We start from the raw sequence: 15,616 nt of genomic DNA, 5'->3' as shown, positions 1-15,616 counted from the left end.
ATGCAGCGGACAATATTTGAGCCAGAACATGAACAGTTTCGCGACAGTGTACGCAAATTCATGCTGGCGGAAGTGGCACCTCATGCGGACCGCTGGCGCAAGGCGGGCATCATTGATCGCGAAACTTTCCTGAAAGCGGGGGAGCAGGGCTTTCTGTGTGTATTTGCCGACGAGAAATATGGCGGTGCGGGCATTGATGATCTCCGCTTCGATCAGATCATCATCGAAGAGAATATGCGCAACGGCGATCTGGGATTCTACATTCACCTGCACAGCGATCTTGTCGCCCCCTATATCCACGAACTGGGCAATGACGAGCAAAAGGACCGGTTCATGCCGGGCATAGTCTCCGGCGAAACAATTTTGGCCGTTGCGATGACCGAGCCATCGACCGGCAGCGATCTTGCCGGGATGAAATCAAAAGCGGTGGACAAGGGCGATCACTGGCTGCTCAACGGAACAAAAACCTATATCTCCAACGGTATTTTGAGTGATCTCGTCGTGGTCGCCGCACGGACCGATCCGGATCGACCGCACGGGATCAGCCTGTTCCTGGTTGAGCGCGGGATGGAAGGATTTGAACGCGGCCGCAAGCTCGAGAAAATGGGACTGAAGAGCCAGGATACGGCGGAACTGTTTTTCAACGACGTCAAGGTCCCGAAAGCCAATCTGCTGGGAGAGGCGGGGCAGGGGTTCAAATATCTCGCCCAGATGCTTGCCCAGGAACGGTTGATTGCGGCAATCTGCTTCATGGGTACCGCACAGACCGCGTTTGATCTGACGCTGGACTATGTCAAGGAGCGGCGTGCTTTCGGCAAGCCGATAGGGGCATTCCAAAATACTCGTTTCAAGATGGCACAGATGCGTGCGGAACTCGACATGGCCCAAACCTTCGTCGATCAGTGCGTCATGCTGCTGAATGAAAAGCGGCTGACTACCGAGGATGCCTCCGCTGCCAAATTGCTGTCCAGCGAACTGGAAGGGCGTGTGATGGACCAGTGTGTCCAGTTCCATGGCGGAGCCGGATATATGGAGGAATACCGGATCAGCCGGATGTATACCGACGCCAGGATCAGCCGAATTTATGGCGGTACCAGCGAAATCATGCTGGAGATTATCGGTCGCGGACTGGGCCTGGACGACCGCAAGCTGGGTTGAAGCGGACCCTTTGTCATTTTGCGTGCCATCAACAATAGCCGTGCATAATAATCGTTTGAGCTTTACCTCGGCAACGGGCGGTTCGTCCGAACCTGAATGGGCGTCCGAACCGTCGACAAACTAGCAAAATTGGACCGCCCTGTTCCGGCCAGCGAGCATGCCGGCAATCTATCAGCCCATGGTCGGGATGACGAAGGCATCCTTGTTACCACCATCGGCAGTGCCGTCTGGCCAGCGCTGGGTGATCGTCTTGATCTTGGTCCAGAATTTCACGCCTTCCATGCCGTGCTGGTTGGTGTCGCCGAATGCCGAGCGTTTCCAGCCGCCGAAGCTGTGATAAGCAACCGGGACCGGGATCGGCACGTTGATGCCGACCATGCCGACATTGACGCGACTGGCAAACTCGCGCGCGGCGTGACCGTTGCGGGTGAAGATCGCGACGCCATTGCCATATTGATGTTCACTCGGCAGCCGCAACGCTTCTTCAAAATTCCTGGCACGGACAATTTGGAGCACGGGGCCAAAAATCTCTTCCTTGTAGCTTTTCATATCGGTCGTAACATGATCGAACAGGGATGGTCCGATAAAGCAGCCCTCTTCATGACCTTTCAAGGAGAAGCCGCGACCATCGACAACCAGTTCCGCGCCTTCATCGACGCCGGTTTGAATCCAGTTCTCGACCCGCTGTTTATGAGCGGGATTAACCACTGGTCCGTAATGCGCATCTTCGTCGGTCGAAATGCCGACACGCAAGGCTTTCATCGCAAGGGTCATCTTCTCGCGCAGACGGTCCGCCGTATCTTCGCCAACCGGAACCACCACGGGAAGCGCCATACAGCGTTCACCAGCGGAACCGAAAGCAGCGCCCGACAGATCATTCACGACCTGGTCCATGTCGGCGTCGGGCATCACGATACCGTGGTTTTTCGCACCGCCCATGGCCTGCACTCGCTTGCCAGCGGCTACGCCGCGATTATAGACATAATGCGCGATATCGGAAGAGCCGACAAAGCTCACCCCGCCAATGGCCGGATGATCGAGAATTGCATCGACCATTTCCTTGTCGCCGTGAACACATTGCAAAATACCTTGGGGCAATCCCGCTTCCAGCATCAGTTCTGTGAGCCGAACGGGCACGGATGGGTCACGCTCCGATGGCTTGAGAATGAACGCATTGCCGCTCGCAATGGCCGGACCGAACATCCACATCGGGATCATCGCAGGAAAGTTAAACGGCGTAATGCCAGCGCCGATGCCAATCGGCTGCCGGATCGAGTATACATCGATGCCGGGACCTGCACCCTGTGTATATTCACCTTTCAGTACGTGCGGGATGCCGCAGCAAAATTCGATCACTTCCAGCCCGCGCTGAATGTCGCCCTTGGAATCCGCAATCACCTTGCCATGTTCGCGGCTCAACAATTCGGCAAGCTCGTCCATATGCGCTTCGACCAGATCCTTGAACTTGAACATTACCCGGGCCCTGCGCTGCGGATTGGTTGCCGCCCAAGCCGGCTGCGCCGCCAGTGCGGCATCAACAGCCTTGTCCAGAACCGCTGCATCACCGAGATCGACTTTGCCCTGTATACCACCATTATTGGGGTCAAAAATGTCGCTCTGGCGACTGGCCGTGCCTGGCTTGCCAACGATTACATGTTGAATATGGCGCATATTGTGATCCTCTCTTGCTTCTATCATTCTCATTTGGCAGATATTATTTTGCAGGATAATAGGAAGTTTTGCACAACGAACATGCATTATTGCAGGAGATCGGCATGAATTGGGATGATTTACGCTATTTCTTAGCTGTCGCTCGCCAAAAGACGCTGAGCGCAGCAGGAAAGAAGCTTGGTGTTGACAGTACCACCGTCGGTCGGCGGATCATGCGTTTGGAAACCAGCCTGGGCTCCAGCCTTTTTGAAATTGCTGCCAATGGTCACCTCCTCACTGCGAGAGGCGAAGAATTGATGCGCCATGCCGAGGATGCTGAACGTGCGATAATGAGTGCCAATGTCATTCTCACGGGCGAGCAAAGCCGCTTTTCAGGCACCGTTAGATTAAGCCTGTCCGAAGGTTTTGCCCGTTGGGTGCTTAGCCCGAATCTTCGAGACTTTTCAGAGTTACACCCGGAAATTTCTCTTGAAATTGTGACGACCAACGGCTTTTTGAGTCCATCAAAGCGGGAAGCCGACATCGCGATCATGCTGGCCCGACCGAGCCGCGGTCCTCTGATTGCCCAAAAGCTGAGTGACTATGGTCTCGGTCTCTACGCTGCCAGGAGCTTTGTCGGCGCGGCGGGCAAACCGGAAAAACCGGAGGATCTCCACAAATTTCCACTCATCGGATATATCCCCGATTTCATTTATGCCGATGAGCTACGTTATCTCTCAGAAATTGATCCCGCTCTGGTACCACAAACATGTAGCACCAGTATCAATATGCAGCGCTCCATGTGTGTTGAAGGGTTGGGCTTCGCGATTCTACCTCACTTTATGGCTCGGCATGACCCTTCAATCCTCCATATTCTGCCGGACGAGATAGCAATTCGGCGCAGCTTCTGGATTGTCGTTCATCGTGACTTGCGCAGTGTAGGGCGGATTAAAGCGGTCATCGACTGGCTGAAGCAAATTCCGGTTATGCCGGTCAAATAACAAGCGAGCCCCGCCAAAGCCACCAGTGCACCCGACGCTTGGAACACATAACCAAGAGCAGCGGGTGACCTCAGCCACTGCCGCTGACACGCCTCATTACGGAGCCACGCATCTGTTTGACGACAAATAAATCTACGGCCGTTGCTCAATACCGTTTTCTGTTCCGCAACTATCCAGGTCTAATTTTTTAGCAAAGCCATCAGCGGACAGAAATCCATTGGCCTAGAAGGAGCGAGCCAATGGCGGACAGGGTGGGATTCGAACCCACGGAGAGCTTGCACCCTCGGCGGTTTTCAAGACCGCTGCATTCGACCACTCTGCCACCTGTCCGCATGGCCCACAGGGCCGGGTCGCACGCGTCCTAGCGTCCCCGATTTGAAAGCGCAAAACATTTTGTCGATGGTTGGGCCGCGAACGCAATAATTTGCCGGATGGGGGCTTTTGGGGCGAGCGGTTGCTTCTGCGGGTTATTTAGGGATTCCCCTCAGACTCGCTTTGTGCGACAACACCGGGACGAAAGGGAAGTATTCATGCGTATCATGACCGCTATCGCCTGCAGCGCTATTGCACTTTTCAGCATCAGCGCCGCAACACCGATACAAGAAGCCAGGGCACAGGGCAGCACCAGTTTTGAATCCTATATGCAGCAGGTGCGCCAGAAAGCCCTGCAAGAGGGTGTCCGTGCACAGACGCTGGATCAGGTTCTGCCGACCCTGACCTATAATCCGCGTGTCATTGAGCTGGATCAGTCACAGCCGGGCGGAAGCCCCAATAGCGCCATCCCGCCTTTCGCACCCTATCAGCGACGACATATCACGCCCGAAAGGATCGAGAACGGAAAAGCCGCCTACCGCCGCCTGATTGCAAAGCTGATTGATGTTGAACGCGAAACCGGCGTACCCGGGCCAATCATCATGGCGATTTACGGCAAGGAAACCAATTACGGCTCCTATACCGGTAATTTTGACATTCCCCGTTCGCTGGCAACGCTGGCATATGAAGGCAGGCGGCGCTCGCTTTTCGAGCCGGAATTGCTTGCCGTGCTTAAGCTGATCGACAAGGGTGTTCCCCAGTCCGCGCTCAAGGGCAGCTGGGCAGGGGCCATGGGCAAGCCGCAGTTTCTGCCGTCGGTCTATTTGCGGCTGGCCAAGGACGGCAGTGGCGATGGCTATGCCGATATCTGGAACAGCGAATATGACGCTGTTGCGTCGATCGCCAATTATTTTGTCAATTCAGGATGGCGCAGGGGCGAGCCCTGGGGCATTGCCGTCAACGTCCCGTCCGCGCTCGATCGATCGGCGGTGGAAAGCAAGATCATACCAACCCGCTGTCCGCGTGTGTTCGGGCGTCATAGTCAATGGAAGAGCATGAAAGACTGGCGCACACTTGGTGTTGTACCGGCTGCCGGAAAAAATCTCGACTCAAACACCATGGCGACCTTGCTCGAACCAGATGGACCGGGCAACACAGCCTATTTGCTAACCGGCAATTACCGCGTCATACTGGATTATAATTGTTCGAATTTTTACGGGCTAGCAGTGGGGTTATTAGCGGATGAAATACGCAGTTAAGCTTGGAATATTGTCGTCCGCGACGCTGGCACTGGCCGGGTGCAGCGGTTCGCGCGATTTTGGTCAGTTCCCCGACGGTTTGCCGCCACCAAGCGGAGCGGGGCAACCAGCAGGATCGGCGGCCGTCTCCGACTATCCACAGAAAATCGGTGATCCCTATAAAGTGGGCGACAATATATATACGCCGATGGATCTGCAGAGCTACGATGAAGTGGGCTATGCCAGCTGGTATGGTGACGAGCTGTCCGGCAACCCGACCGCCAATGGCGAGGCCTTTAATCCACAGGGCATTTCGGCTGCGCACAAGACTTTGCCCCTGCCAACTTATGTTGAGGTGACGGCTCTGGATACCGGGCGCACGATATTGGTCCGGATCAACGATCGCGGCCCCTTTTCCAATGATCGCTTGATCGACCTGTCCCATGGCGCAGCAAAACAGCTGGGCATTGATCAGGGCGGGGTCGCCGGAGTACGGGTCCGCAAGGTCAATCCCAATGAACAGGAGCGCGCTGTGCTCCGAGCGGGTGGTGCCGCAACCGAACGGATTGCTACGCCGGATTCGCTGCTTGCCATCTTGCGGCGAAATCTCGCCAAGCTTCCCCGGCCAACCGCGCCAGTTCGGCAAGCCGCTGCGCCAATATCTTCGCCCGCGGCATCGGGCACAGCCAGCCTGCCTGCGGCAAAACCGAAACCAACCGGTGCCCGCGACGGCCGTTTCATCATTGAGGGAGGCAAGCCGGCAGTTGCCGCTCCGAACAGCATTGGCGACAACAAGCTAGACGCCTTGTTAGGATCCTATGTCGTCCAGGTGGCAGCATTCAGCGACAAATCAAGGGCAGAGATACTGGCGGGCAAAATCGGAGCGAAGGTCATGACGGACGGGACCGGGTCCATCTGGCGGGTTCGCTATGGTCCCTATTCCAGCGAAAAAGATGCACAAGCAGGGCTGGCACAGGCTCAGCAGCGCGGCTATAGCGGAGCACGAATCTTGCGCGCGGACAATTAGATTTACACTGCTGAATATTGATCGGAAACCTTGGTCTAAATGAACAAATATCTCCTAGCTTCACTGCCTCTCGTTGCCTTTTCGTCGATCGTCGTTGCGGCTCCCCGCTTCGATACCGATGCACCCATTGCCTATATGACAGACTTGTCCTCGGGCGCGGTGCTGTTCCAGAAAAATGCGGACAAGCAAATCCCGCCCGCCTCAATGGCGAAAATGATGACGGTCTATGTCGCATTTGACCTGATCGAGAAGGGCAAGCTCAGTCTCGACGACAAATTTCGGGTCAACGAGGCAACTTGGAAGAAATGGAACAATCAGGGCTCGACCATGTTCCTCGGCGTGGGTGATCAGGTCAGCGTGAGCGATTTGCTGCACGGTATCGTTACCTTGTCGGGCAACGACGCCTGTGTCGTGCTGGCCGAGGGCATTGCCGGAACCGAAGAAGCGTTCGTTGGCCTGATGAACAAGCGCGCCAAGGAATTGGGCATGTCGAAGAGTCGCTTTGGCAACAGCAATGGCTGGCCCGACGAAGGCCGGACCATGGTCACGGCCCGCGATCTCGCCAAACTGGGTTCGGCGACGGTGAGCAATTTTCCAGAATTATATGATGATTTCTATGGCCAGGACGAATTTGCCTGGAATGGTATCAAACAGACGAACCGGAATCCGTTGATTGGCAAGGTAGCCGGTTCCGACGGGTTGAAAACCGGCCATACCGAAGAAGCCGGCTATGGCTTCACCGGCTCGGCCGAACAAAAGGGCCGGCGACTGGTATCGGTGCTGGCCGGGCTGGATAGCTATAGCGGACGCGTGGAAGAATCGGTCAAGTTCATGAACTGGGGTTTCAACGCATGGGAACCCAAGAAGCTTTTCGACAAAGGGACCAAAGTGCAAAATGCGGAAGTCCAGCTGGGCGACAGCTCCACCGTATCATTAGTCGCGCCCAGAGACCTCTATGCCACCCTGCCGAAAGCATCCGACGGCAAGATTTCGATGAAAGTCACCTATGACGGCCCGATCAAGGCACCGATTATCAAGGGACAACCCATCGCAACCCTGATCGTCACAACCGAAGATGCCGGTCGTCAGGCCGTGCCGCTGGTTGCGGGAGAAGATATTGGCGAAGCGGGGTTTTTCGACCGGCTTTGGGCGGGGCTGAAATCCTTGCTCGGAATGGCGTGAGTCAGGGACGCTTCATCACTCTGGAAGGCGGGGAGGGGACCGGAAAGTCCACTCAGGCCAAAGCCCTTGCTCTGACCCTCGAGACAAAAGGCTATACGGTCCGTCTGACACGGGAACCCGGTGGAACACCGGGAGCCGAAGTCATCCGCGAACTACTGCTCAGCGGCGCCGAAGAAAAATGGAATATGCGCACCGAAGCTTTGTTGTTTGCGGCCGCGCGCGCGGAACATTGCGCCAAGTTAATCCGACCCGCTCTCCAACGCGGGGATTGGGTGATCTGCGATCGCTTCATCGACAGCAGTCGGGCCTATCAGAGCGTCGACGGCCTGCTTTCTGACGATGAAATCATGGCATTGCACCGTGTCGGAAGCGTCAATCTTATGCCGGACCGGACCTTTGTGCTGGATCTGCCCGAAACCGTTGCGGCGCAGAGAGCCGCCGCCAGAGATCGCGGAAATAGTGACCGAATTGGTGGAAGAAATAGTACTTATCATCAAGCGGTTATGGCAAATTTTCGACAATTTGCATTAGCAGAACCACAACGTATCCGGTTGGTCGACGCTGCGAAAAGCGCTGAAGCAATCACCGAATTTCTTGTCCAAAATCTGAGTGACATGATGTCATGACGCCATTTCTCGGCCATGAAAAACCACAGCAGATATTCTGCCAGTCCTTCGCCAAAGACAAGCTCCACCATGCCTGGATATTGGCGGGTGACAAGGGGTTAGGGAAAGCGGGATTCGCGCAGCAAGCCGCTCATTTTCTGCTCAATTCGCGCAATCGACCGGAAACTTTCTGCGAAAATCAGGATGACGAGGCCGGACATCTTCTCGCAGCCGGATCCCACCCAGATTTCCGCTTGCTCCGCCGCGGTCCAAAAGGTGACAAGGAACAGAAAAAAGCGCGCGACAATGGCCTGGATATGCTCGACGAACATGAACTGGCGCGTAATATCAAGGTTGATCAGATTCGTGACCTGCAACCCTTGTTCCAGAACCAGGCTTCGATCTCCGAATACCGCGTCGTCATTATCGATGCGGCCGATGATCTGGAGCGGGCAGGGGCCAACGCAATATTGAAAAACCTTGAGGAGCCGCCGAAAAATACGATTTTCTTTCTCGTCAGCCATATGCCCGAACGGCTTTTGCCAACCATCCGTTCGCGCTGCCAGATGCTTCGGTTCGATCCCTTGCCCGATGATGATATGCGCGCCTTGCTGAAGGCTGCGGAACCAAAGCTGAGCGAAGCTGATGTGGACGCTCTTGTCATCGCCGGAGAGGGATCGCCGGGCCGCGCCCTGCAATATATCGGAGCCGGCCTCGCCGAACTTGAAGATATTGCACGCAAAATTATCAAGTCGGGCGATCGGGACAATAGCTTGAAAGCCGAGCTGGCCCGAAAGCTGTCGCTAAAGGCGGCAACCCCGCGCTATCGCGCCTTTCTGGAACGAGCGCCCAGTCTGATCGCGGAACGAATCAAGGCAGCTGATGAGCCCAAATCTTTGCAAATGATCGAAAAATGGCGGGAAGCGAGTGATCTGGCCGCCATGGCGCTGCCGAAAACACTCGATAATCAGGCGGTCATTTTCCGGCTCGGCAGCCTGATGGGGGACCTCGCCCCGTCCGCACGAACAAAATAGAGATTTTGGCTGTTTACAAGCGCCGCCAATCCATCAAGAGAGATGGCCATGTCCAAACCCTTTTATATTACCACAGCGATCAGCTATCCAAATGGTCGTCCTCATATCGGTCACGCCTATGAGGCGATCGCTGCCGATGCCATTGCGCGCTTTCACCGGCTAAGCGGCCGCGATGTCCGGTTGATTACCGGCACCGACGAACATGGCCTCAAAATGGTCCAGACGGCGCGCGATGCCGGCGTCGAAACCATTAAACTTGCTGATGAAATGTCGTCTTATTTCAGAGATATGTGCGACATATTGAATATTAAACATGATGGTTTCAGGCGGACCAGCGAACCAGCGCACCATGACGCCAGCAAGGCCTTGTGGAAAGCCATGGACGCCAATGGCGATCTCTATCTCGACCGCTACGAAGGCTGGTATTCGGTGCGCGACGAGGCCTTTTACGGTGAAGACGAGCTGGAAGCCGGGGAGGGGGGTGTCAAACTCTCGCCCCAGGGCACGCCGGTGGAATGGACCGCAGAGGAGACCTGGTTTTTCAAATTGTCGGAATATCAGGACAAGTTGCTCAAGCTCTATGAAGAGCATCCCGAATTCATCCAGCCCGAAAGCCGCCGCAATGAAGTCATGCGCTTTGTCGAAGGCGGCCTGAAGGATCTCAGCGTATCGCGGACCAGTTTTGACTGGGGCGTTCCCGTACCCGGGTCGCCGGGCCATGTCATGTATGTCTGGGTTGACGCCTTGACGACCTATATGACCGGCGTCGGCTATCCCGATACCGAGGGCATGTTCGCCAGATACTGGCCGGCAGACCTGCATCTGATCGGCAAGGATATTGTGCGTTTCCACGCGGTCTACTGGCCAGCCTTCCTGATGAGCGCCGGTCTGCCGCTGCCGAAACAGGTATTCGGTCACGGTTTTCTGCTCAACCGCGGCGAGAAAATGTCGAAATCGGTCGGCAATGTCGTCGATCCTATGGCACTGGCAGACATATTCGGTGTCGACCAGCTGCGCTATTTTCTGCTTGCCGACGTGGTATTCGGCAAGGACGGCACCTATTCGGCCGAGGCGATTGTCACCAAGACCAATGCCGATCTCGCCAATAATTTCGGCAATCTGGCCCAGCGCAGCCTGTCGATGATCGCCAAGAATTGTGACGGCAAGGTGCCAACTCCCGGTGAAGCAACCGAGGCCGAGCGGCAATTGCTAGCGCAGCTCCACGAGTGTTTTGCTGAAGTCAAGGCGGCGATGACGGGCGGATTGTTCAAGATCGACAACGCACTCGACACAATCCGGGAGCGGTTGAGCGCGACCAACAGCTATTTTGCCGATCAGGCGCCATGGGCACTCCGCAAGACCGATCCGGCGCGAGCCGATACGGTTCTCTATTATACGGCCGAAGCGATCCGGCAGCTGGCGATCATGCTGCGCTGGGTGATCCCGGAAAGCTGTGACAAGATGCTCGACCTGCTTGCCCAGCCAGCGGATGCGCGCGATTTTGCGCATCTCGGCACCGCCATTGAAACCGGCCTGGAACTGCCGCAGCCCAAAGGCATTTTCCCGCGTCTGGAGATGCCGGAAGCGGAGGCCAGCGCCTGATATGCTGGTCGATAGCCATTGCCACCTCAACTATAAGGGCCTGATCGAAGAGCAGGGCGCTGCCCTGGAGCGCGCACGGCAGAGCGGGGTGACCGCAATGCTCAATATCTCGACCCGCGAGAGGGAATGGCGCGATATTGTCGCAACGGCCGTACGGGAAAAGGATGTCTGGGCGAGCATCGGTATCCATCCGCACGAAGCAGACGCCCATCCCGACATTGATCTCGCCAAGCTGGTGAAAGAGGCAAAACATCCCCGGGTTGTCGCGATTGGCGAAACCGGGCTCGACTATTATTATGATCACAGCGATCGCGAGCGGCAGAAGCAGAGCTTCCGGACGCACATCCATGCCGCGCGGGAAACCGGCCTGCCGATCATCGTCCACACCCGCGATGCCGAAGACGACACGGCGGCGATCATGGCCGAGGAAATGGAGCAGGGCGCCTATAGCGGTGTGATCCACTGTTTCACGGCGAGCGAAGATTTCGCCCAGAAGGCGCTGGCGCTGGGGCTATATATTTCGATTTCCGGCATCGTAACCTTTAAAAATGCCAGGGATTTGCAGGAGACCGCGGCCAAGCTGCCCGCCGACCGGCTGCTGGTCGAGACTGACGCACCCTTTCTGGCCCCTGTCCCGCACCGCGGCAAGACCGGCGAGCCCGCCTTTGTTGCGGATACGGCGCGCTTTCTCGCTGATCTCAGGGGCGAGGACCATGAGACCCTGTGCGAAACAACCAGCAGGAATTTCTACCGGCTGTTCACCAAGGCGCGGCCCTGAATGTGGCTTTAAAGCTCACCATATTGGGGTGCGGAACGTCGTCCGGCGTGCCCCGTATCGGCAATGACTGGGGGGATTGCGATCCCAGCGAACCCAAAAACCGCAGAACGCGGGTCTCGATCCTGGTGGAAAGTGCGACCACCCGGATTCTGGTCGATACATCCCCGGATTTGCGCAACCAGTTTCTCGACAATGATATCACATATATTGACGCGGTCATCTGGACTCACGACCATGCCGACCATTGCCATGGCATTGATGATCTGCGGCCGGTGTTCCAGCAGAAACGCGAACCGATTGCGGGATATGCACGACCTTTTGCGCTGAAAAGCCTGAAACAGCGGTTTGCCTATGCATTTGAGGGGCATAAATTCTATCCGTCAATTTGCCAGGCCATGGCCCTAGACCATGACGTCAAGATCGGTGATATCGCCGTTCGCACGGTCGATCAGCCGCATGGCGCCATCACGTCGGCAGGCCTGCGCTTCGAACATGATGGAAGGTCCGTGGCCTATGCTACTGATTTTGGAGAAGTAACACCGGAAATGCGGACATTATACCAGGGTTGCGATCTTTTTGTTGTCGATGCCTTGCGCGACAGGCCCCATCCGACCCACGCGCATCTGGACATGACTCTGGCCCTGATTGACGAAGTCAGGCCAACGCTGAGTCTGTTGACACATATGGACAATTCCATGGACTATAACCATCTTGACGCCATATTGCCGGACCATATCCGCCCGGCCCATGATGGCTATACGAAAGAAATCTGACCGTTGAGCGAAGACCAGAATATCAACCTCATTTTTGCGATCGGCGCGCTAGTGCTGGTGGGCAGCGCGTTGTTTTCGCGCCGCATAGGGCTGGGGGAAATAGTCCGGACAGCGCTCGCCTGGGTCGCGATATTCGCGATATTCATCGTCGGTTTTTCCTACAAGAATGAATTGCTGGCAGTCTGGAACCGCGTGTCCGGGGAAATAACCGGTTCCAGCCAGCAACTGGTGGTCGGCGACACGCTGCGCATCCGCCAGTCACCGGACGGCCATTTCTGGGTGAATGCAAAGGTTAACAATCTGCCGGTCCGGTTTCTGATCGACAGCGGCGCGACGACAACAGCGATGAATCTGACCACCGCACGAAATGCCGGCATAGAGATTAGCGACGGCGGGTTTCCAACGATATTGACGACGGCCAATGGATCGGTCGAGGCGCAGCGAGGCCGTATCCAGGATCTCCAGCTGGGATCGATGTCCGCGCGCGGCTTGCCGGTTGTTGTCGCAGAGGCCTTTGGCGATTCCAATGTCATCGGCATGAACCTGCTATCACAACTGAAGAGCTGGCGGGTCGAGGGCATGGAAATGATTTTGGAGCCGCCGCCCATGCCCCCTGTGGAATGATCGTTAATTTAACATAATATATATTATCAACCTTATATATCAGCCGGAACGGAAGCCATATTGATCGACCCCCTGCTAGCAATCATGCGCCGCTTGCGCGATCCTGCCGATGGCTGTGACTGGGACAAGGTACAGACATTCAAGACGATTGCGCCTTATACGATCGAGGAAGCCTATGAAGTGGCCGATGCGATCAACCGTGACGATATGGACGCGTTGCAGGATGAACTGGGCGACCTCCTCCTTCAGGTAGTCTTCCACAGCCAGATAGCCTCCGACCAAGGCCAATTTGCATTTCAGGACGTGGTGCAAGCCATTTGTGACAAGATGACCCGTCGCCACCCGCATATTTTCGGAGACGCAGCGGATAGCCCGGGCTGGGAGCAGTTGAAGGCGGACGAGCGGGAACAGACCGGTCAGGAAAGTGCACTGGATGGCGTGGCATTGTCCCTGCCCGCCTTGCTGCGGGCGCAAAAAATCCAGAAAAGGGCGTCACGCGTGGGTTTTGACTGGCCCGACATAGCGCCGGTCCGGGACAAGCTGCTCGAGGAACTCGACGAAGTGGCAGCAGCGACCAGCGAGGCGGAAATTCACGAAGAAATCGGCGACCTGCTGTTCGCCGCAGTCAATCTCGCTCGCCACCACAAGGTTGACGCCGAACGGGCACTGGCGGATGCAACCGAGAAATTTAGCAAGCGATTCAGGGTGGTAGAGTCGAATATTAGCAAGAATATGGAGGATATGTCGATCGACGAACTGGAGCGCGAGTGGCAAAAAGCCAAGGCCCGCCTCGCAAAGGACTGACACCTTATTGCAAGGCGCGGTAGCGGCCCCAGTTTCTCGGCGACATTTCAACGACCAATATCAAATGATCATCCTGCTGATCGCTGCTCAAAACCCGGCCATTTTCGTGCAGCCAGGCTGTGCGCTTCCCGTCAGACGCGGACAGCGTCAGCGTTTCGGCCTTGAAACCCTCGGACAGGGTCTGGGCAATCTTGTCGACCAGCGCCTCGACACCGGCTCCGGTTGCTGCTGAAATCGGACAGACATTGTCCGGCAAAGGTGCTGACAGGCGATCATGCAGCGGGTCGTCAGGGCCAATTGCATCAATCTTGTTCCAGGCTTCGATCACCGGAGGCCCCTCGCCTGTTTCTTCGGACACGCCAAGATCTGCCAAAATATCCCGAACGTCCCGCGCCTGCGCATCGCTCGCCTCGTGCGAGATGTCGCGGACATGGACAATAATGTCGGCACCGCTGACCTCTTCAAGCGTAGCGCGGAAAGCCGCCACCAGCTGAGTGGGCAGATCAGACACAAACCCCACGGTATCGGACAATATCGCCTTGTCATAACCGGGCAATGCAAATTCCCGCATCGTCGGATCGAGAGTGGCGAAGAGCAGGTCCTCGGCAAAAACGCCCGCCCCGGTCAGCCGGTTGAACAGGGTCGACTTTCCCGCATTGGTATAGCCGACCAGAGCAATCACCGGCCAGGGCGCGCGTTGCCGCCGCTCGCGGTGAAGCGACCGCGTCTTGCGCAGATGCTCAAGATCCTTGCGCAGCTTGGCCATGCGATCCCGTATCATCCGGCGATCGGATTCGATCTGCGTTTCACCAGGTCCACCGAGGAAGCCGAATCCACCGCGCTGCCGTTCGAGGTGCGTCCAGCTGCGGACCAGGCGACCCGCCTGATAATCGAGATGCGCCAGTTCAACCTGCAAGCGGCCTTCTGCCGTGGCCGCGCGGGCACCGAATATTTCGAGGATCAATCCGGTCCGGTCAATGACCTTCACATTGAGCTTTTCTTCCAGGTTTCGCTGCTGGATAGCGCTCAGGCTGCCATCAACAATCAATATTGTCGCGGACTGTTCTTCCATCATCTTGCCAATCTGGTCCACCTGGCCCGAGCCGAACAAGGTGGCCGGCTTGGGATTGCGGACCGAGAAATAATGGGCAGATGTTGCGACCAGGCCGATCGCCAAGGCGAGGCCAACCGCTTCGTCAAGCCGGTGTTCGAGCGCGGACTGGCTGAGCGAATTCAAGTCCGGATGTACGACAAGGGCCCGATCACTCCCGCTGTCGAGACTGTCCTTCTCAAATGGTATCAATGCGCACCATCATCAGCGCTGTTATAGTCCGCGAGATTGAGCGGACCACCCGGCTGCACCGTGGAAATAGCGTGTTTATACACTAGCTGTGACAGTCCTTCCCGCTCCAGCAAGATGCAAAATAAATCATAAGCCGCGACTTCGCCCTGCAACATCACACCGTTAACCAGAAACATCGTCACCGGATCGTTGCTGTCACGTACCGCCGAAAGAAACACCTCTTGCAGCACCCCTGCCCTGAACTTGGCATTTGCCATCAGGTCAGAAAATATCTGCGTGTCGATCGCCTCGGAAGGCATGATCGTCGAAATAGCATGTTTGTAGACCAGCTGGGATTGGCCATCCCGCCGGAGCAACACGGAAAAATTGTCAAACCAGGTGACAATGCCCTGAAGCTTCACGCCCTTGACCAGGAACATCGTCACCGGGGTTTTTGATTTTCGGAGGGAGTTGAGGAACAAATCCTGTAAATTATTTGATTTATCGGTCATATTTGACTCCAGTTATTGGCCATCTTTCCGACGG

15 protein-coding genes and 1 tRNA gene are annotated in these 15,616 nt (G+C 56.3%); 12 read left to right on the top strand and 4 right to left on the bottom strand.

The genetic code is table 11. The annotated features are described in order from the left end of the window. Positions 1-1,158, top strand: a complete 1,158-nt coding sequence (locus ACN0WX_RS10845; RefSeq protein ID WP_417622324.1) for an acyl-CoA dehydrogenase family protein — start codon at positions 1-3, stop codon at positions 1,156-1,158. A 171-nt stretch (positions 1,159-1,329) separates the two neighbouring features. Here ACN0WX_RS10845 and ACN0WX_RS10840 read toward each other — a convergent pair whose 3' ends face one another. Then, complete coding sequence (locus ACN0WX_RS10840; protein ID WP_417622323.1) at positions 1,330-2,829, bottom strand: CoA-acylating methylmalonate-semialdehyde dehydrogenase; 1,500 nt, start codon at positions 2,827-2,829, stop codon at positions 1,330-1,332. Between the two features lie 104 nt (positions 2,830-2,933). On the opposite strand from ACN0WX_RS10840, the gene ACN0WX_RS10835 reads away from it, so the two are divergent. Further along, a complete protein-coding gene (locus ACN0WX_RS10835) occupies positions 2,934-3,809 on the top strand; it encodes a LysR family transcriptional regulator (RefSeq protein WP_417622322.1) in 876 nt (291 codons plus the stop codon). A 240-nt stretch (positions 3,810-4,049) separates the two neighbouring features. Here ACN0WX_RS10835 and ACN0WX_RS10830 read toward each other — a convergent pair. Then, positions 4,050-4,139: transfer RNA gene (locus ACN0WX_RS10830), tRNA-Ser, on the bottom strand. Positions 4,140-4,348: 209 nt separating this feature from the next. On the opposite strand from ACN0WX_RS10830, the gene ACN0WX_RS10825 reads away from it, so the two are divergent. From ACN0WX_RS10825 to mazG, 10 genes are read left to right on the top strand one after another with little or no spacing between them, the layout of a single operon-like run. Beyond that, positions 4,349-5,380, top strand: coding sequence for a lytic murein transglycosylase (locus ACN0WX_RS10825; RefSeq protein ID WP_417622448.1), 1,032 nt, complete (start codon positions 4,349-4,351; stop codon positions 5,378-5,380). Further along, a complete protein-coding gene (locus ACN0WX_RS10820) occupies positions 5,364-6,386 on the top strand; it encodes a septal ring lytic transglycosylase RlpA family protein (RefSeq protein WP_417622321.1) in 1,023 nt (340 codons plus the stop codon). Before ACN0WX_RS10825 ends, ACN0WX_RS10820 begins: the two co-directional genes overlap by 17 nt. Positions 6,387-6,425: 39 nt before the next feature. Beyond that, positions 6,426-7,568, top strand: a complete 1,143-nt coding sequence (locus ACN0WX_RS10815) for a D-alanyl-D-alanine carboxypeptidase family protein (RefSeq protein WP_417622320.1) — start codon at positions 6,426-6,428, stop codon at positions 7,566-7,568. Next, on the top strand, positions 7,565-8,194 hold the full coding sequence (tmk, locus tag ACN0WX_RS10810) for a dTMP kinase (RefSeq protein ID WP_417622319.1): 630 nt from the start codon (positions 7,565-7,567) through the stop codon (positions 8,192-8,194). Before ACN0WX_RS10815 ends, tmk begins: the two co-directional genes overlap by 4 nt. Beyond that, positions 8,191-9,207: a DNA polymerase III subunit delta' gene (locus ACN0WX_RS10805; protein WP_417622318.1), complete on the top strand. Its 1,017-nt coding sequence runs from the start codon at positions 8,191-8,193 to the stop codon at positions 9,205-9,207. The genes tmk and ACN0WX_RS10805 overlap by 4 nt, the downstream gene beginning before the upstream one ends. Positions 9,208-9,255: 48 nt before the next feature. Further along, positions 9,256-10,809 carry a methionine--tRNA ligase gene (metG, locus tag ACN0WX_RS10800; RefSeq protein ID WP_417622317.1) on the top strand — a complete coding sequence of 518 codons (1,554 nt, stop codon included), beginning with the start codon at positions 9,256-9,258 and terminating at the stop codon, positions 10,807-10,809. Position 10,810: 1 nt separating this feature from the next. Continuing rightward, the gene (locus ACN0WX_RS10795) at positions 10,811-11,587 is read left to right on the top strand and encodes a TatD family hydrolase (protein WP_417622316.1); all 777 of its coding nucleotides are present in this window, start codon (positions 10,811-10,813) and stop codon (positions 11,585-11,587) included. A 2-nt stretch (positions 11,588-11,589) separates the two neighbouring features. Then, on the top strand, positions 11,590-12,360 hold the full coding sequence (locus tag ACN0WX_RS10790) for an MBL fold metallo-hydrolase (protein WP_417622315.1): 771 nt from the start codon (positions 11,590-11,592) through the stop codon (positions 12,358-12,360). Positions 12,361-12,363: 3 nt separating this feature from the next. Further along, complete coding sequence (locus ACN0WX_RS10785; protein WP_417622314.1) at positions 12,364-12,984, top strand: retropepsin-like aspartic protease family protein; 621 nt, start codon at positions 12,364-12,366, stop codon at positions 12,982-12,984. Positions 12,985-13,044: 60 nt separating this feature from the next. After that, on the top strand, positions 13,045-13,788 hold the full coding sequence (mazG, locus tag ACN0WX_RS10780; RefSeq protein ID WP_417622313.1) for a nucleoside triphosphate pyrophosphohydrolase: 744 nt from the start codon (positions 13,045-13,047) through the stop codon (positions 13,786-13,788). Positions 13,789-13,792: 4 nt separating this feature from the next. On the opposite strand, the gene hflX is transcribed toward mazG, so the two are convergent. Both hflX and hfq read right to left on the bottom strand, forming a co-directional pair. Continuing rightward, entirely contained in the window at positions 13,793-15,091 is a 1,299-nt protein-coding gene (gene hflX / locus ACN0WX_RS10775; RefSeq protein WP_417622312.1) for a GTPase HflX, read from the bottom strand. Beyond that, complete coding sequence (gene hfq / locus ACN0WX_RS10770) at positions 15,088-15,582, bottom strand: RNA chaperone Hfq (RefSeq protein ID WP_417622311.1); 495 nt, start codon at positions 15,580-15,582, stop codon at positions 15,088-15,090. Before hfq ends, hflX begins: the two co-directional genes overlap by 4 nt. Positions 15,583-15,616: the final 34 nt, after the last annotated feature.

It is taken from the genome of Parasphingorhabdus sp. (genome assembly GCF_048269915.1).
Classification (GTDB): Bacteria; Pseudomonadota; Alphaproteobacteria; order Sphingomonadales; family Sphingomonadaceae; genus Parasphingorhabdus.
This window is presented reverse-complemented; position numbering and strand designations above follow the sequence as displayed.